The organism is Clostridium moniliforme, from assembly GCF_017873235.1.
Taxonomy (GTDB): domain Bacteria; phylum Bacillota; class Clostridia; order Clostridiales; family Clostridiaceae; genus Clostridium; species Clostridium moniliforme.
In genome coordinates this window covers 13,113-32,038 of the sequence record NZ_JAGGJZ010000005.1, presented here as the reverse complement: position 1 = coordinate 32,038, position 18,926 = coordinate 13,113, and the positions used below count along the sequence as shown (strand labels likewise).

17 protein-coding genes and 1 tRNA gene are annotated in these 18,926 nt (G+C 25.3%); 2 read left to right on the top strand and 16 right to left on the bottom strand.

The window, feature by feature from the left end; translation table 11 throughout:
- Window positions 1-8: 8 nt before the first annotated feature.
- The 15 genes from J2Z53_RS08650 to J2Z53_RS08580 all read right to left on the bottom strand — a co-directional run bounded on the left by J2Z53_RS08650 (window position 9) and on the right by J2Z53_RS08580 (window position 13,972).
- Window positions 9-518, bottom strand: a complete 510-nt coding sequence (locus tag J2Z53_RS08650; protein WP_209797095.1) for a Gx transporter family protein — start codon at window positions 516-518, stop codon at window positions 9-11.
- 18 nt (window positions 519-536) lie between these two features.
- Complete coding sequence (locus tag J2Z53_RS08645; RefSeq protein ID WP_209797094.1) at window positions 537-917, bottom strand: NusG domain II-containing protein; 381 nt, start codon at window positions 915-917, stop codon at window positions 537-539.
- Window positions 901-1,947, bottom strand: a complete 1,047-nt coding sequence (locus tag J2Z53_RS08640) for an FAD:protein FMN transferase (RefSeq protein WP_209797093.1) — start codon at window positions 1,945-1,947, stop codon at window positions 901-903. Before J2Z53_RS08640 ends, J2Z53_RS08645 begins: the two co-directional genes overlap by 17 nt.
- A 196-nt stretch (window positions 1,948-2,143) precedes the next feature.
- On the bottom strand, window positions 2,144-3,268 hold the full coding sequence (locus tag J2Z53_RS08635) for a Card1-like endonuclease domain-containing protein (RefSeq protein ID WP_209797092.1): 1,125 nt from the start codon (window positions 3,266-3,268) through the stop codon (window positions 2,144-2,146).
- 35 nt (window positions 3,269-3,303) lie between these two features.
- Window positions 3,304-4,554: a CDP-glycerol glycerophosphotransferase family protein gene (locus J2Z53_RS08630; RefSeq protein WP_209797091.1), complete on the bottom strand. Its 1,251-nt coding sequence runs from the start codon at window positions 4,552-4,554 to the stop codon at window positions 3,304-3,306.
- A 112-nt stretch (window positions 4,555-4,666) separates the two neighbouring features.
- Window positions 4,667-5,137: a PssE/Cps14G family polysaccharide biosynthesis glycosyltransferase gene (pssE, locus tag J2Z53_RS08625; RefSeq protein WP_209797090.1), complete on the bottom strand. Its 471-nt coding sequence runs from the start codon at window positions 5,135-5,137 to the stop codon at window positions 4,667-4,669.
- Window positions 5,137-5,607 (bottom strand): PssD/Cps14F family polysaccharide biosynthesis glycosyltransferase, encoded by a 471-nt coding sequence (gene pssD, locus J2Z53_RS08620; protein ID WP_209797089.1) that lies wholly within the window; start codon window positions 5,605-5,607, stop codon window positions 5,137-5,139. Before pssD ends, pssE begins: the two co-directional genes overlap by 1 nt.
- A gap of 8 nt (window positions 5,608-5,615) precedes the next feature.
- Window positions 5,616-6,767, bottom strand: a complete 1,152-nt coding sequence (locus J2Z53_RS08615; protein ID WP_209797088.1) for a CDP-glycerol glycerophosphotransferase family protein — start codon at window positions 6,765-6,767, stop codon at window positions 5,616-5,618.
- A gap of 66 nt (window positions 6,768-6,833) precedes the next feature.
- Window positions 6,834-7,853, bottom strand: coding sequence for a ribitol-5-phosphate dehydrogenase (locus J2Z53_RS08610; protein ID WP_209797087.1), 1,020 nt, complete (start codon window positions 7,851-7,853; stop codon window positions 6,834-6,836).
- Window positions 7,843-8,565 carry an IspD/TarI family cytidylyltransferase gene (locus tag J2Z53_RS08605; protein WP_209797086.1) on the bottom strand — a complete coding sequence of 241 codons (723 nt, stop codon included), beginning with the start codon at window positions 8,563-8,565 and terminating at the stop codon, window positions 7,843-7,845. Before J2Z53_RS08605 ends, J2Z53_RS08610 begins: the two co-directional genes overlap by 11 nt.
- 2 nt (window positions 8,566-8,567) lie before the next feature.
- Entirely contained in the window at window positions 8,568-10,712 is a 2,145-nt protein-coding gene (locus J2Z53_RS08600; protein WP_209797085.1) for a CDP-glycerol glycerophosphotransferase family protein, read from the bottom strand.
- Entirely contained in the window at window positions 10,705-11,910 is a 1,206-nt protein-coding gene (locus J2Z53_RS08595; RefSeq protein WP_209797084.1) for an ABC transporter ATP-binding protein, read from the bottom strand. The genes J2Z53_RS08600 and J2Z53_RS08595 overlap by 8 nt, the downstream gene beginning before the upstream one ends.
- A gap of 13 nt (window positions 11,911-11,923) precedes the next feature.
- Window positions 11,924-12,739 carry an ABC transporter permease gene (locus J2Z53_RS08590; RefSeq protein WP_209797083.1) on the bottom strand — a complete coding sequence of 272 codons (816 nt, stop codon included), beginning with the start codon at window positions 12,737-12,739 and terminating at the stop codon, window positions 11,924-11,926.
- Between the two features lie 204 nt (window positions 12,740-12,943).
- Window positions 12,944-13,018, bottom strand: a tRNA-Arg gene (locus J2Z53_RS08585).
- A gap of 99 nt (window positions 13,019-13,117) precedes the next feature.
- Window positions 13,118-13,972, bottom strand: coding sequence for a sensor histidine kinase (locus tag J2Z53_RS08580; protein WP_234925816.1), 855 nt, complete (start codon window positions 13,970-13,972; stop codon window positions 13,118-13,120).
- A gap of 226 nt (window positions 13,973-14,198) precedes the next feature.
- Here J2Z53_RS08580 and J2Z53_RS08575 point away from each other — a divergent pair, with 226 nt between their 5' ends.
- Both J2Z53_RS08575 and rbr read left to right on the top strand, forming a co-directional pair.
- Complete coding sequence (locus tag J2Z53_RS08575; protein WP_209797081.1) at window positions 14,199-15,074, top strand: DegV family protein; 876 nt, start codon at window positions 14,199-14,201, stop codon at window positions 15,072-15,074.
- Window positions 15,075-15,137: 63 nt separating this feature from the next.
- On the top strand, window positions 15,138-15,755 hold the full coding sequence (rbr, locus tag J2Z53_RS08570) for a rubrerythrin (protein WP_209797080.1): 618 nt from the start codon (window positions 15,138-15,140) through the stop codon (window positions 15,753-15,755).
- Window positions 15,756-15,803: 48 nt separating this feature from the next.
- Here the strand turns inward: rbr and J2Z53_RS08565 are convergent, their stop codons facing one another.
- Complete coding sequence (locus J2Z53_RS08565; protein ID WP_209797079.1) at window positions 15,804-18,926, bottom strand: AAA family ATPase; 3,123 nt, start codon at window positions 18,924-18,926, stop codon at window positions 15,804-15,806.

Genomic DNA, 18,926 nt, shown 5'->3' with positions numbered 1-18,926 from the left:
TTTTGTATTTATTTATAAGTTTTAAAATATTTTAGTAAATCTCTCCTATATACATAAAAACAAACTAATCCAGTAAAATAACCAGTTATTATTCCAACTCCTATAAGAATTGGTGAGTAAACAAATATCCTAAAACTTTTTATCACAAATGCAGCAACTAATAATTGTCCAAGATTATGAAATATAGCTCCTGCAATGCTTAACCATTGAATGCTTATATCTTTTTTAAAATATTTATAAAGTAGAATCATAACTACATTACTTAAGATTCCACCAAATATACTAAATAAAAACCCAAATAAATTTCCTCCAAATATAGATCCTATAAAACTTCTAAGGACTGTTATTAAAAGCATGTCTTCCCACCCAAATGTTAGTAATACAAATAGTGCTATTGAGTTTGCAAGACCTAATTTAATACCTGGAAATATAACTGGTATTTGTGATTCTATTACATAAACTACTAATGCTAAACATAAAAGCATACTTAAGTATAATAATTTATTTAATTTCTTCATCCAAAATGTCTCCTAACTTTAATAAGCCGTTGCATTTAAATCACTATCTTTATTTTCAACTATTTTTATATAAATTTTATGAGGAATACATGCTGCTATTTCACCAGGCTTTGACATCCAACCTGTTTTAACACAAGTTTTATCTTTGCAATTTGCATCTTTAAATCTAATTTTTCCTTTTTCAATAATAATTACATTGTATTCATCATTTCCAATTTTAATTTTTTGTGGTTCTTTAACTTTATTTAAATTAACCTTTTTTATACACTTTCCATTAACATATATTTCAGCCTCTGCTGAATCCTTATTTAAATTTATAAAGTAAATTGAAACAGAAACTATGCTTATTAAAAGTATTATAATTGTCCATATTAAAACAAATTTATCTCCCCTTTTCATAATGATACCTCTCATTAGTTATTTTAAAATTATCATTATTTAAACCTAATGAAGTATAAACCTTATTGTCATTTGTAACAAAAATTGCTTCAACTCCACTTAAGCTATTAATAAGTTCCATTCCTTTTTTTACTCCTAATATAAAGGTTGCTGTAGATAAAGCATCTCCATCTATTGATTTATCAGATATTATTGTTGAACTTATTATTCCACTTTCTGATGGTGCTCCCGTCCTTGGGTCCATTATATGATGATAACGTTTCCCATTTTTTATGAAATATCTTTCATAATTTCCTGATGTGACTACAGACTTATTTTTTACCTTGATTATTGCAAATATTTGTCCATTTTCTTCTTTCGGATCCTGTATACCTATATTAAAAGGCTTATCATTTTTATCTTTTTTATATGCATAAATATTTCCACCTAAATTAATTAGTCCACTTTTTATATTATTTTCTTTTAAAATTTTAACTAATTCATCTGCTGCATACCCTTTTGCTATTCCACCTAAATCTATCGCCATATTTTTATTTCTTAAAAATACAGTTTTATTAAAGTTGTCAGTTTCTATATTTTTATAATTTACAAACTTTAAATTTTCCTTTATTTCCTTCTCTTTAGGTATTCTCTCATTTTTTGTACCTATCCCCCAAAGCTTATCTACAGGTCTTATTGAAATATCAAAAGCCCCATCACTTAATCTTCCATAATATATTGCTTTATTTATAACATTTAAAAAACCATCATTTACTTTAACTGACCTTTTGCCTGCATTATTATTAATTTTCACCATTTCACTATCACTCTTTGATAAAGACATGTTATTATCTATTTCTCTTAACTTATTAATAGATTCATTCATAGCCTTTTCACTATTTTTACCATAATATTTCAAATCTATTATAGTATCCATCAAAAAAATATTTTTAAAACATTCTCTTGAGTTTTCATTAAATTTAATAATACCTAAGCAAATAAGTACAACTGCCAAAGGTATTGCTATAATAAATTTTTTACTTTTTTTCATATTTTTTATATCTCCTTAAAAATATTATAAATAATATAATATTTATTATTTATATTTTACCATATTTAGAAATTATTTTTCATATTTAGACGAAATTTAACACTTATCAAATTACACCTTTTCATTCGTAGTATTATTAGATTTTAATATTAAATTTTTTATATAAGATAAATAAATAGACCATAGAATTATAATTCTATGGTCTATTTATTACGCTTTCTAATTTTTCTTTAAATTTGTTTATGTCCTTATTTAATATAATTAAATGTATACCCATTTCTTTTGCCCTATCTATTACGGAAGACTTCTTAGGTTTTTTTGTAGCTATAAGAATTTTCTTTGTTCTATCTCCTCCGATTCTACTACTATATACCTGTAATTCATTTAGTGTACTTTCATCATATTTAGAACTATCTTTACATGATATACATACTAAAACAGAATCTTTAACTGCAACTACATCTAGTTCATTTTTTATATTTCCTTGAGGCTTATTCCACAAAAATACAACTCCACTTTTAACCTCATCTATAGATTTTATACCTTTTACTATGCTCTCTGTTAATACCTCGAGCCATGTTCCACTTTTAAATATAAAGCTTTTTAAATAATCATTTAAAAAGGTAACTTTTAATTTTTTATCTCTGTTTATATTTATTAAATTCAATGATTTAAATTTATCTAATGCTTTATTTAATATATCTTTCTCTTCATCACTTAATTTTTCTTCATCTATAATAACTAAGTTAGTATTATAATAATCATGGTAAAATACTTCTACATCGTAAAGCCTCTGCTTATACTTATTCCATAAATCAATATTTTTGTATATTAATTTAGCAAATTCTAATATATTATCATCTTTATTTAATCTAGATTCTTGAGATATTATATTATTACCACTTGCCTTAAACATATCTTCTAAATATAAATCTATAAGTTCTTCTTCTACTAAATTTAAATCATCCTTAAACCAATATTCTCTCTTATTTGAAATATCAACATAAATTCCATCTATTTTAAATTCTCTACATTTATGTAAAAGTTTTAATCCTTCTAATGTATTTTCTAAAGTTAAATTTATAATTATATTATCAGCTAAATCTTTCCTACTTAATAATACATTATTTATATCATCATATATAACATTAACAATAATATTTTCATTATTTTCTTTATATATTTCTACTAAGTCCTTAAGTTTATTTTCTTCTGTTTTATTTGATACCAATATTATATTTTTAATATTATATTTTTTTGCTAGAATTAGACCACTTTCATTATGATCTCTAACTAATGTTATTAACGTATCTTTTATCATAACATATCTCCTTAAAAGCTATTATATATTTTAATTTAACACTTAATAGATTTATCCAATTTTAATAACAAATCTACTACTCTTTTAGTTGATTTGCCATCAAAATGATCAAAAAATTTTTTTCTAAACATTTCTAATCTTTCCATCTCAAACTTTTTCCCGTTTATTATATCTATAATATCTTCAATACTTTTAGCAATAGGTCCAGGAACAAACGTTTCATAAGGATAATAAAAATCTCTTGATAAAATATATTCTTCTAAATCATATGCAAAAAATATCATAGGTTTATTCAGTAACGAGCATTCAAAGCATACAGATGAATAATCTGTTATTAATATATCTGTAACAAATAACAAATCATTTATTTCTCTTTCATGAGATAAATCTATTATAAAATTATTATATTCTTTAGGAATATAAATCCTTTGTTTAATAAATGGATGAAACTTACAAATTACAATATATTCATCTCCAATTCCTTCAGCAAATTTTTTAATATTAAATTTATCAAAATCATATGTTGCTGTTTTTTGTCCACTTCCTCTAAATGTAGGTGCAAACATTATTACCTTCTTTTCTTTTAACATAGGATATTTATTATATATTTCATTTAACTTTTTATTCTTATATTCTTTATCAAAAAATATATCTGTTCTAGGAATTCCAGTTGAAATTATTTTATCTTTTGAGATTCCAAACGCCTCTGCATAATTTATTCTAATATTTTCAGAACTTACTATAGCTTTTGTATAATTTTTATGATTTCGTGAATTTATACTAGGCCCACCTTTTTTTCCTAATCTACTAAATCCAAAAGTCTTAAACGCTCCTGATGCATGCCATAATTGTATTACTTCTATATCCTTTTTTATTTTATATTTATATATCTGAGGATAATAGTCATCTAATAAGATGTACTTACTAGTTGCAATATATTGAATAAACATTAACATTTCCTTTAAAGACCTTTTTGCATCAATACTAGGTTTTAACATATATTTTATATCATATCCACCTCTTGATTGTAATTCATTATAAACAAACTCGAAATTCCCAGAAAGATCAGTTCTGCTATCCGATAAAAATACTACTTTATTAGGCTTTGTTTTTTGAAACTTTAAAAATACATATATAGTTTTTAAAATTAAATTTCCAAAAATTCTTTTTACTCTATAAAACTTTAAAATTACATATTCTATAAAGTTTTTATCTCTTTTAGTTTTTTGTATACTTTTTAATTCAGCATTATCTTTAAACTCTTCTAAGCTTTTAATAAATATCACCTTCTTAACATCAATAAAAATAAATTATTTAAATAATTTATTTTTATTCTTGACAAAATATACATATTAAATTCAAATTATTATAAATAAAAAAACCCCCTAAGGAGTTTTCTTATATAATATTATCTATTGTTTTACTTATAAAATTTATAAGTTTGCTATTATCAAATTTATATGGTTTTAATTCTATATTCTTATAGTTTTTAATTGCTTTTTCTAACGATTCATAGTCAGTGCAATTAATTGTATAACCATCTTTTGAAAGCTTATTGCATATTTCTAACTGATGATCATCATTATGCTCTTTGTACTTTGAAAGCCTTGGCATTGTTATTACCTTTTTCTTATATCTAAGACCTGTAAGTATTGATCCAACACCACCATGTGTTATAACTAGGTCGCTTTTTTCTATATAATCTTTAAATTCATTAGGATCTAAAAATGGTATTATCTTATATTTATTTGAATTAAAATGAGTATTACCTGATTGTATAACTACTTCTTCATTAATATTCATTTTTTCTAAATATTCAAGTAACCTTTTAAATTCTAATTCATGAGTTCCTAAAATAACAAATATCATCAATAAAGTTCTCCTTCATATACCGCATTATCATAAACTTTAAGCATTTCCTCATGTTGTACTAAAAATACATCTGCAATTTTATTTATCATCTTTCCTGACATACTTTTAGATTCAACCCTTGCAAATGTTTCAATAAAAATAACCTTCTTTTTAAATAATTTAGCAATATAACACATTGGTACTGCTGTGTGTGCACCAGTTGTTACAATTACATCTGGTCTTATTTTTAAATATAGGAAAAATGACTTTATTATATTATATGGAAACTTAAACATATAGCTTAGCATATAATTTCTTGCTCCATATACTAGGTAACTTATTCTATCTCCATATTTATCTTTTAATTTTAAGTTAGTATCATTTTTTTCAGTTATTATATGATAATCATATTTATTAAATATACTTTGTAATTGCATTAATTCAGATAAATGTCCACCAGTTGATGATATAAATATAACCTTTTTCATAAATTCACCTAAATGTCCTTCTTTAAAATTATTCTATCTACAAATCTTTTTGATGCTAATCCATCTGGATAGTCAAAAAATTTATTTTTAAAATCTCTTATCTTATCATAATCACAACTATTATTATTTAATACATCTATAAGTTCTTCTGTATTTTTTACTATTGGTCCTGGTACAAAACTTTCATATGGATAATAGAAATCTCTTTCATGTTCATAGGAATCTAAATCATCTGCATAAAAAATCATAGGTCTTTCTAATAATGAATACTCAAATACTATTGATGAATAATCTGTAATAAGTAAATCTGTCATTATTAAAATATCATTTATTGCTGGATAATCTGATAAATCAATAATTCTATCATTTTTTATATTAATACTATCCTTTACAAAAGGATGCATCTTAAGTGCTAATACATAATCCTCTGGTAATTCATTAACTACTTTTTCAACATCAAAACTTATATCCATTTTAGCATCTGATTGACTATTTCCCCTGAAGGTTGGCGCATACAATACTATATTTTTACCTTTAAGAGATGGATATTTACTATAAACATTATCTCTTGCCTTCTTTTTCATACTTTCATTAAAAAATATATCTGTTCTTGGTATTCCTATTGGATCTATATTATCCTCACTCATATTAAATGCTTCTGCATAATATTTAGCTACTTCCTTTGAACTAACTAAAACATGTGAGTAATTTGTATGAATTGGAATATACTTAACATAATTGTTATCGGCACCAAAACTTTTGTCTAATATACTAAATCCAAACTTTTTAAAAGCTCCACAAGCATGCCAAACTTGGACTACTTCAGTATTTTTTCTAAGCTTATTTACTGTATAAACTGGAAAGTAAAAATCATCTATTAAAAAATACTCTGATGTTGCCATATAATATGTTGCTTTCATCATATGACCAAAATACTTTATTATTCCCTTTATTCCTCTATTAAACTTTTCATATAGAAAAACACATTCATAATCTAAATCTCTTGATTTTATTTCATCATATATGTATTTAAAATTTCCATTCATAGTATCATTTCTATAGGTTGCAAAAACTATTCTTTTCTTAACTCTAAATATATATGAAAAATAGTATACAATCCTTAATAGATATTTTAATATTACTCTCTCTAACGTCTTCATTTATTGAAATCCTCACCTTAAGATAGATTTAAAGACCCTTTTTTAAAGGGTCTTTATTTATTAATATTAAACTCTCCAATCTAAAACAGTTTTAAATGGAGTTGTTAAGTCATGTTCAAATCCTTTTACTATATCTTCTATTCCTCTTACATCAATTACAGCTGATATTAACTTTTGTAATTGATTTTGAGCATCTTCATGTTCTTCTAGGAAATCTACAGCTGCCTTAAAATCAACTCTTCCACTTCTACTGCTGCCTACTATAGTTAATCCCTTTTCTAATACCATTCTAGTATTTATAGGAACTGGATTTTCTGAAACTCCAAGTATTGCAATTACTCCTTCTGGATTTATGTAATCTATAATTTGATCTATTGCATATTGGCTTCCCTTTCCACCAACTGCTTCAAATGCGTGATCTACTCTTAAATCATCTGGAATATTATCTATTTGGTAAGTTTCATCAACAAATGAGAAGAAGTTCAGTTTCTCTTCATTCTTACCAAAAACTATTATCTTTGAATTTGGGAACTTCTTTTTAAGGATTAATGCTGTTATAAATCCTACATTACCATCTCCCCAAATCCCTATTGTATTTCTTCTTGCATGAGCCTTTTTATCAAATCTATCTATTGAATGTGCTGAAACACTTATAAGTTCTAAAAATGATGCAACATCATGATTTATTTTATCGTATTTTATTATACGATCTCTTCCCATAAATACATATTGTTGTAAAAAGCCATCATATCCACTAGCTCTAAACTTACTTGATCTTAAATAGTTTTCTGCAATTATATTATCATCTTCAGTTGGTGTATTAGGTATCATTACAACTGTATCTCCAGGATTAAATTCTCCCTTTGGATCGTATATAACTTCTCCAACACCTTCATGAATAAGAGCCATTGGAAGCTTCTTTCTCATAGCTTCTTTACCTCTTGTTCCAGTATAATATCTTTGGTCTGCTGCACATATTGATAATCTTGTAGGTCTTACAATTATTCCTTCTCCATCTAAGCTTCTTTCCTCAAATTCTACAGTAATTTGCTTAGGTGCTATTAATCTATATACCTTATTTATCATTTATATCATCCCTCACTAAAGCATTTGCAAGTTTTAAATCATATGGAGTAGTTATTTTCATATTGAAAACTTCTCCTTGAACCAATTTAACTTCTTTTCCTTTAACAACAAATATCTTTGCAGCATCAGTTAGTATTTTCTTTTCATCATCTGATAATGAATTATATAATTTAATTAATTGTTTTATATTGAAACTTTGTGGTGTTTGACCTTGATACATAAAGTCACGTCTTGGAATATCACTTATTACCTTTCCATTTACAGATTCAACTATTGTATCAAAGGCAGGAACAACAGTATCACAAGCACCAATTTCTAAAGCAGCATCAATATTATCATTTATTATTCTATGAGTTAAAAATGGTCTTACTGCATCATGAGTTACTATTATATCTTCTTCATTTATTCCAAATTCTTCTTCAATATATCTTATACCGCTCATTATTGATTCATTTCTATCTGATCCACCTGCACATACTGCAATTTTTCCTCTTAAACTTTCTGGTATATACTTGTTCATTAAATCATTAGTATGTTGTATCCATTGCTTTGGTGTTGTAATTATTATTTTATTAAATCTTACGTTTAATAAAAAAGTTTCTACTGTATGAATTATTATTGGCTTATCTCCAATCTTTAAGAATTGTTTTGGCATCTCAGTGTTACCCATACGAGTACCCTTACCACCTGCTAATATTTCTGCATAAATCATATTTATATCTCCTTATTTTTTATTTTTAGTAGAACATTCTCTACAAATCTCTTCGAACTATTTCCATCTCTTGCAATAAAAAACTTATTACAGAATTCGTCTATTTTGTTTAAATCAAACTTATTTTGTTTTATTAATTTAATTATTTCTTTATTTGTTCTAACAATTGGGCCCGGAACAAATTCTTCATACTTATAATAAAAATCCCTATCAAACAAATATTCCTCTAAGTCATAAGCAAAAAATATCATAGGTTTGCTTAATAATGAGTAATCAAATATTATAGATGAATAATCTGTAATTAATAAATCTGTTACAGTTAATATATCATTAGCATCTTTATAAGAAGAAGCATTAATTACCTTATGTTTAAGAGACTCTTTAATTTTAATATCGCTACTTTCAATAGAAGGATGTAGCTTTAAAACTATTACATATTCATTAGAAATCTCCTCGGCTATTCTATTAAAATCAAATTTCATCTTAAAACTTTTTCTCTTTTTACCAACCCCTCTAAATGTAGGCGCGTACAAAATAACCTTTTTATCTTTTAGATCTGGATATAACTCATATATTTTATTTCTTGTAGAATTAACTTTATCCTTATCAAAAAAGAAATCTGTTCTAGGTACACCTACAGGAATTATCTTATTTATATCCATATTAAATCCTTCAGCATAATGTTTTGCTACTTCTTGAGCACTAACAGTTGCATAATCATATCCTTTGTGTATATTCATTTTTCTATTCTTAAATGGATTTGGACCACCTTTTAAATAATTAGTACTATACCCAAACTTCTTGAATGCACCTGCAGCATGCCATGATTGTATAACGCTTGTACCTTTCCTTACATCAATATGTTGAAAAAATGGAATACTCTCACTTAATATAACAAACTCTGCTGTGGCTAATCTAAGAGGTATCATTGCTTTTCCCATTAAACTACATTTTGTTGAAGCAAATGATGTCCTAAACTTTCTATTTATTTTTGCATGAGAATTATATTCTTTAATCGCAGCATCTATATATTTAAAATTACCATCCATTCCTGGTGAATGTGATAAAAATAATACTGAATTTTTTCTAATTGGTAACTTAGAAAAAATATTATACATATTTTTAAATATAACTTGTTTCAAATATACTAAAGGTTTTGTATTTTTTAAAACTGAAATCCTATTTTCTTCTAGATACCTAAAGTATTCATCAAACTTCATATTTTGAATTAATTCTAAAATACACTTATCTTTTTCTTCCAAATAAAAATCTTCAAGTTTTATATTCTTTATAGATTTATATATTTTATTTAGAATATATTTTTTATCATTTGTAATGTTAATATATTTTAAACCTCTATCTAATAAAAATTTAATATACTCATTTATAATAATATTCTTTTGAAATTCTGTTCTTTTAGAAGCTAAAGTTTCCTCTAATATTTCAATAAAATTATCTAATTGTTTAAAATCAATTTTTTCTTCTAGATCCGGGTTATTAATTTTATCCAGACCCAATTTAATTCTCTTCACATAATGAGCCTTAGGATTTATCAATACCTTATTTGTAAGTGATAAAGAATCCATAACAAAAGGAATATAATCATAATATTTTGTTTCCGCAAACTTAATATTATTTTTCTTTATAAACTCTACATTAAATATTTTATTATAAATATTTGTGCTTTCAAATACGTCAATATGATTCTTAGGATTTAAAATATTTTTACAAATCAAAGTTTTATTTGCCTTTTCAAAAGCATAACTTATATCTCTTTCATTAAAATGAAATACTCTACCTATAGCAACATTAACATTTTTATCTAGCATTTGTAAAAAAATTTTTTCCATTTCATTTTTTTCATAAAAATCATTATTATTAGTAAAGCAAACGAAATCACCTCGAACTTCATCTAAAGCTCTATTTCTTAATTCTCCTAATGTTTTTAAGTTGCTATCATATATATATGTATATTGAATTTCTTTATTTTCAGTATTTAATGAATCTTTAATTTGTGATTCATTAAATACATTACTAATTAAAATTACTTGCTTTTCTTTAATATTTTGTTCTTCAATACTTTTTATACATTGTTCTGTATTATGAATGTTCTCAGTAATTGTAATAATATACGTAATTTTACCCATTTTCCATTCCCTCTACTCTATAGTTTACTGATTCATGTTTAAAATATACCGTTCCTGAACCATAGTATTTATCACTCTTAATAGTAAATTCCTTTTTATTAGCATACCCAACATAAAGAACTCCTGAAATATCTCTTATTTCTCCTGATAAATAATATTTGCCTGGTAAAAGTTCAACATCCTTCAATATTATCTTTAACTTATGCTTCCCTAAGGAGTTTTCAACCATGTATGAATCCCCCATCTTATCAGACGAATATAATTCTTTTTTTTCTGCATCCCAAATAGTAAATGACCATCTAAGACCATCCATTCTTTTTTTTACATTATATATAAATTCATAATTTATATCCTCATTAAAACTAAATATAGCTTTAGGATTTTTAAATTTAAACTTCTCTATTCCAATATAATCTTTTCTTTCTAACGCCTCATCTGAACTTACTTTTTTTATTTCGGCTTTTTGCTTTGCCTTTTCTTCCTTAAGATAAGTCTCATACATAGATACTACTTCACCAGTTTTTCCATAGGTGATTAGTTCTCCATCCTTAATCCATGCACATTTAGTACAAAATGATTTTACTGTAAATAATGAATGACTTACAAAGAAAATTGTCTTACCTTTTTTAATAAAATCTGTCATCTTAGCTAAACATTTAGTTTTGAAAATATCATCTCCAACAGATAACGCTTCATCTACAATCAAAATATCAGGATCTACATTTACAGCAATTGCAAACCCTAATCTAGATTTCATACCACTTGAATAAGTTCTTACTGGTTGATTAATATATTTTCCAATATCCGCAAACTTAATTATTTCATCAACTTTCCCATCCATTTCCTCTTTTTTATATCCAAGTATAGCTCCCTTTACATATATATTTTCATATCCTGTAAGTTCTTGGTCAAACCCAGAATTTAATTCTAATATAGCAGATATCTTTCCATTAATATCAATACTTCCACCTGTTGGTTTAACAACACCAGTAATTATTTTAAGTAATGTTGATTTACCAGCTCCATTCTTACCTAAAACACCTACAGCTTCACCTTTTTCTATTTCTAAATTAATATTTTTCAATGCATTATATTCAGTATAATTTCTCTTATTGAACATTAGATCTATAACTCTTTGAAAAGGCTTTTTATATATTCTATATGTTTTACTTATATTATTTATTTTTATAGCATACATTTTTTAATCACTCCTATAGTATGTCTGCAAAATAATCTCTTAATTTACCATGTATAAATATTCCCACAGCTAGTAAAATTAAGACTATGCCCCAGAAATATAGTGTTAATGCTGGACTTTCCCAGAACCATTTATGATACAAAATAGAATTTCTAAACCCTTCTATTATGTAAAAGAATGGATTAAGTTTTACAATTATACTCAATAACTGATTTTTAATATTTGAAATAGGCCATAGAATAGGACTAACCCAAAATATTAAAACTATTATTGATTTCAATAAAAACTCAACATCCCTACTTACTACAACTAATGCAGATGTTGTTAATGATATTGCTACTAATAAGATAAAGGCAGCAAAAGCATAGTATATAGTTTGTAACCAATATATATCTGGATATATTCCACTACCAATGCACATTAAAATTACTATTCCTATAAACATAAAACTACTAATAAATCCTGATAGAACTTTAAAAGTAGGTATTATTGATGTTGGAAAAACTGTTTTTGTAACTAAATATCTATTACTTCTTATAGAGCTAGCAGCTGGAACTATAGTATCTCTTATAAAAAACCATGGAACTAATCCTACAGCTAACCAAATTATATAAGGTTGATCTATTGATTTAGTAGTTCCTTTAAGTCCTATTTGTATAGTAAACCAATATGCAAAAACATATATCATATTTTTTATTAATGGCCATAAAACTCCTAGAGCAGTTCCTGAAAATTGTTTTTTTAAATCCTTTTTGGCCATATTTAATATTTGTAAAGGATTCTTTATATGTTCATTTGCCAAAACCTTAATGCTTTCTGTAAACTTCATGTTCATTCTCCTTACTTATATTATAACGCCTACATTATATCACATTTTTATATGCATACAAAATATGTTAATTAGCTGTCAATATAAAATTATTTACTTACATTCTATATTTTAAACCATTTTTATAATGTAATTTATAACTTTTTTCTTAAAGTAACACTTACTCAAAAAAAAGAAGGATATTTATAATAAATATCCTTCCTGTGGTAGGGCGTATAGGAATCGAACCCATAATGTACCGTCCGTAGCGGTATGTTATATCCATTTAACTAACGCCCCATATAACAGATACATTTTATCACAAAAATTTATGTAGTGCAAACCTATTCTAAATTGATATACTAATAAAATATATTTCTTTTATTAGTATATCAAATTTTATAAATATATATCCGAAAATTCTATTTCTAATAATTGAATTTTATTTCTTTCTTCTTCAAATCTAACTTCTTCAATTTCAATTCTTTCATTAGGTAATGTAACGGTAAAATTACATCCATGTCCTAACTCACTTTCAACCTTTATACTTCCTCCATGTAATTCAACCAATGATTTAACTAAATCTAATCCTATTCCACTTCCTTTATATTCACTATTTGTATTAACTTGATTAAACCTATTAAATATATTTCTTTGGTCTTCCTTACTTATTCCAATTCCATTATCCATAAAGCTTATTTTAACTACATTTTTATCTATCATAAGCGTCACATATATGTGGCTTTCATTATTTGAAAATTTTATAGCATTTGAAATTAAATTTATACAAATTCTATCAAGCGCTTGAGGATCTATTGCTATTACACATTCTTCCTTATTTGTATCAAAGATAAGTGTTAAATTTTTTTGCTTAGCATATTTATCAATAGATTCTATAACCCCCTCAACAAATCTAACAATTTCTATATTTTTCTTATTTATTTCAAAATAATTTTTTTCTAATTTTGTAACATCCATTAAATTATCTATTAATTTTAACATCTTATAACTATTTCTTTTAAGCATTTTTAGATATTCTATTTCTTTTTTATTATAAAAATCATTATTATTTTTAATTAATTCTAACATTTGATTAATACTCATAATAACATTTAATGGCGACCTAAGATCATGATATATATCTAATATAAACTTCTCTTGCATTTCTTGTCTATTTTTTAATTGTTCTATAAGTAAAATCATATCCTCTTTAGATAACTCGTTTACATTATTTTTAATTTGACTTTCAATCATACCCTTACCTACCTTAACCCACAAAATAACACAATTAAATTTTAACATTATCTTCCAAATTTAACAACTATTTTTTTTGTATTCTGTATTTAATTTGAGTTATTTATTTATTTAAAATAAAATTATTGTATATAGGTTATTAAATTTATAATTTATTGGTATAATTTAATAGCTTATATTTATAATTATATATAAAAAATCAACCTATTATAAAGGAGGGTTAAATATGAATAACTTTGTTATAATGACAGATTCTAGTTGTGATTTACCAGAAAATATCATTAAACAATTTTCTATAGACTATATTGGACTTATCTGTAATTTTAATAATAAAGACTATATTGAAGATTGTGGTAAATCTTTAAGTTATTCTGAATTTTATGATGATTTAAGAAAAGGTACTATGCCGACAACATCACAAATAAACAGCTTTAGATTTTATAAGGCCTTTGAAAAATATGCAAAAGAAAATATTCCTATAATATATATCTCATTTTCTTCTGCACTAAGTGGTACCTATAATAGTTCATTAATTGCTAAAGAAGAAATATTAGAAGATTATCCTAATGCTGATATTTCAATAATAGATACTAAATCAGCATCTCTTGGAGTTGGACTTTTAGTTTATGATGCTTGTAAACTTAAAGAATCAGGAGCTTCTAAGGAAGAAATTGTTAAATATTTAGAAGATACAAAACTTAAAGTAAATCATTTATTTACAGTTGATGATTTAAACCATTTAAAACGTGGGGGTAGGATTTCTCCTACAGTTGCTACTATTGGTACTCTATTTCAAGTTAAACCAATTCTTTATGTACCTGATAATGGAACCCTTCAAAACTTTGATAAAGTAAAAGGAAGAAAAAAATCAATTAAAGCTTTATTTAATAAGTTTGAAGAAAAAGTATTAGATCCAAATAATCAAACTATATTCATATCTCATGGAGATTGTTTAGATGATGCTAACAAATTAGCAGAGATGATAAAAGAAAAATATAATACTGAAATAATTATAAATTATATAGGTCTTGCAATAGGAAGTCATTCAGGCCCAAATACACTATCACTTTTCTTTAAAGGTAATGATAGAAATATTAAATAGAAACATAAATTCCTTTCAAATGGTTAATAATATATATAGCTATTGGAAAGGAGTTTTTATATTATGAAAAGTTTGAAAGGAAGTAAAACATCACATAATTTAGCGAAAGCTTTTGCAGGAGAATCTCAAGCTAGAAATAGATATACATTTTTTGCAAAGGTTGCAGCTAAAGAAGGATATAAACAAATTGAATCTATATTTTTAGAAACTGCAGATAACGAAAGAGCTCATGCAAAAGTCTTTTATGATTTATTAATTAAAGGCTTAGGAGATAGTGCTCAAATTCATGTTGATACAGACTATCCTATAGGATTTGGCACAACACTTGATAATCTAATGTACGGAGCTGAAGGAGAGAGAGAAGAATGGGGCACAGCTTATCCTGAATTTGCAAAAGTTGCAGAAGAAGAAGGATATCCTGAAGTTAGTCACGCCTTCAAGAAAATACTTGAAATAGAAAAACACCATGAACAACGTTATTTAGATTTCTATGCGAACTTAAAGGATGATCTTTTATTTAAGCGTAATACTACAGAATACTGGAAATGTAGAAACTGTGGCTATATTTATGAAGGAAATGAAGCTCCTAAAATTTGTCCAGCTTGTCAACATCCTCAAGGATTTTTTGAAGTTTTATATGACCTTGAAGCTTATGGTGAAAGTAAAAAACAATCAAAATAACATAAAAAATCCTCTACAAAAAAGTAGAGGATTTTTATAATATATTCTTTATAGAACATTAAACTTTGCACGACTTCCATTTTGAGTGGCACTAACTTCAAGCTTTGCATCTAATCTTTCTTTAAGTTCCTCAACATGAGATATTATCCCAACTAATCTGCCACCTCTTTGTAAATCAAGAAGGCTATCTATTGCACTATCAAGAGATTGGGGATCTAACGTTCCAAAGCCTTCATCAACAAACATTGTTTCTAAGGATACCCCACCACTACTTGATTGCACTACATCTGAAAGTCCAAGTGCAAGGGATAAAGAAGCCTTAAAACTTTCTCCTCCAGATAATGAACTAACATCTCTTGAACTTGCTGTGTAGTTATCAAAAATTTCAAGTTCAAGTCCCTTTTGACCTGCACCTTTACTTTTACTTGTTTTTCTCTTTAATATAAACCTATCTCCAGTCATCTTTTCAAGTCTTAAATTTGCCGCATCTATTATATCTTGGAAATAAGAAGCTAAAACATATCTTTCAAAGGATATATAAGGGCCCTTTTTACCATTAGCAAGTTCTGAAAGTTCTCCTATTACCTTATATTCCTCTTCCTTTTCTCTAAACTTAATATTTAATTCCTTAACCTTCTTTAAAACATTCATATTATTTTGAAGGATTGAGTATTCCTCACGAACTTTACTTTCTTTTTCAGTTTTATCTACTGTTAAATTTTTTATAACCTCATTTATTTTTTCTATTTCTAATATTTTAATATCCTTACATTTCTCTGTTAAGTCTTTTACCTTTTCATTTAAAAGTTCCACTTGCTTTTTATATTCTTCTATTTCATTGCTTAATTTCTCTAAATCTACAATATATTTTTTACAAGAAATATATTCTTCTAAAGATATAAAACCTTCATTTCTTAAAGTATTATGGAATTTTTCTTTATTTAACTTTATCTCTTCTTTTATTTCTTCAATATTTTTAGAAATTTCTTTAATTGTTGACTTTTCTCCCTCAAAGACCTTTATGCAATTATCTCTATTATTAATGGCAATTGCTAATTTCTTTTTACTTTCCTCTAAATTTAATTCTTTTAATTTTATTAACTTAGTTAATACTTCTATTGTTTCTACTTCTTCTGGAATTTCTTTTTTTAAGTTTCTTATTGAAGTATTAGCACTTTCTAACTTAGCAAATATTTCTTTGTCTTCTTTATTTAATTCTTCTATTAATTTTTCAGTATCCTTTATTTCATTTTCTATATTTTGCAATGTTTTTTCTATAATTTCTTTTTTATTAATTTTATTATTTATGCTTTTAAGTTCTTTATTTAAGTTGTCTATATCATCTTTTAATGATATTCCTTTTTCTTTTACTATTTCATAACTATCTTTATTATATTTATCTTCAATATCTATAATCTTTGATATTTTACTTAAAGCATCATTTACATTTAAAATATAATTATTCTTATTTGAATTTACCTTAGTAAGTTCTATAATCTTTTCATTATTTTCTAAATCTAACTTTTTAAATTCTTCTCTTTTAATTTTAAGTTCTTCTTCTGTTGGAACTTTTAAATTATTATTTATGGCAGGATTAGGATGATCTAATGATCCACAAACAGGACATGGACTTCCTTTTTTTAATGTTTTTGCTAATATACCAGCCTGTTCCTTTCTATATATCTCCTCCATATTTTCATATTCTGATTTTACACCTTTATAAATTTTTTCAAATTCACCATATTTCTTTTCTAAAGAACTATGCTCTTTTAATACTTTTTCATATTTATCAATACATTTAAAAACTTTTCTTATGTCTTCAATTAATGTATTTTTCTTTTCTATTTCTGTTTTTAAATTAATACTCTTTATTGAAAGGTCATTAATATCCTTTAGAACTTTCTCATTAACTTCCTTATCCTTTTTTAATTCTTTAATTTTTTTATCATTATTATCTATCTTAACTTTTATACATTTAATACTACTATCTAAAGATATTAGTAACTTTTTATTATTTTCAAAATCTTTAATTTTAGGTTCCAATCCCTTTAAAATTCCTATTTCTTCTGTTAGTTTAGTTCTATAACCCTCATTATCTTCTTCTGACTTTACTAAAACTTCTAACTTTTTTAATTCTTTTTCTATCTTTTCAATATTTTTAGTTGCTACTTCATTATATTTCTCTCTTTTTTCTAGTCTATCTTTACTTTGAATATAGCCCTCTTCAATATAATTAACTTCTTTTGCCTTCTTACCTTTATCAACAATTTTTTTATTTTCTATAAAAATATCTCTTTTAAGTAATAATTCCTCTAAAGATTTTTTTGCTATCCTTTTTTCTTCTATTAATTTGTTATTTTGCTCTCCAATTAACTTCTCTTTATTCTTATTTTGAAGTAATTCCTGTATACTAGATAACTCTTTTTCACTATTTTTATATTCTATTTTTTCCTCATTTATTAATTCTTTAAGCCCTTCTATAACAGCATCAAAATCTATATAATCTCCAATTGAAATATTGTGATTACCTTTTATATTTTCTAAGTAAGTTTTCATCTTATCTTTGCATAAATTTCTTTCCTTACTTAATTTAACAGCCTTATCTTTAAGCTCTAATTGAATTCTTTCAAAATTATATGTGTTAAATATTTTTCTAAATATACTTTCACGTTCAACTGAACTTGCAAGAAGCAATTTTTTAAACTCTCCTTGAGGAAGCATTACTATCTGCTTAAACTGCTCCTTTGTAATTCCTAAAACTTCAGTTATTTTCTTAGTAACATTATTAACCTTTGTAATTACCTTTCCATTTGGAAGTATAAGTTCAGCTTCTGCTTCCTTTTCTGTATATCCTTCTCCCCTAGTTTTCTTTCTCATCTGCTTTGGGCTTCTTAGAATTTTATAAACTTCTCCTCTAAGTTCAAACTCTAATTCTACATAAGTTTCAGTATCATCATCTGCAAAATGACTTCTTAAAGAATCATTATCTCTAAACTCTCCACTTGCCTCTCCATATAAAGCATAACTTATTGCATCAAATATTGTTGTTTTTCCAGAACCTGTTGCCCCTGTTATAACAAATATATTTCTTCCATTTAATTCTCTAAAATCTAATATTTGCTTCTCTGCATAAGGACCAAATGCTGATATTGTCAATTTAATAGGTCTCAT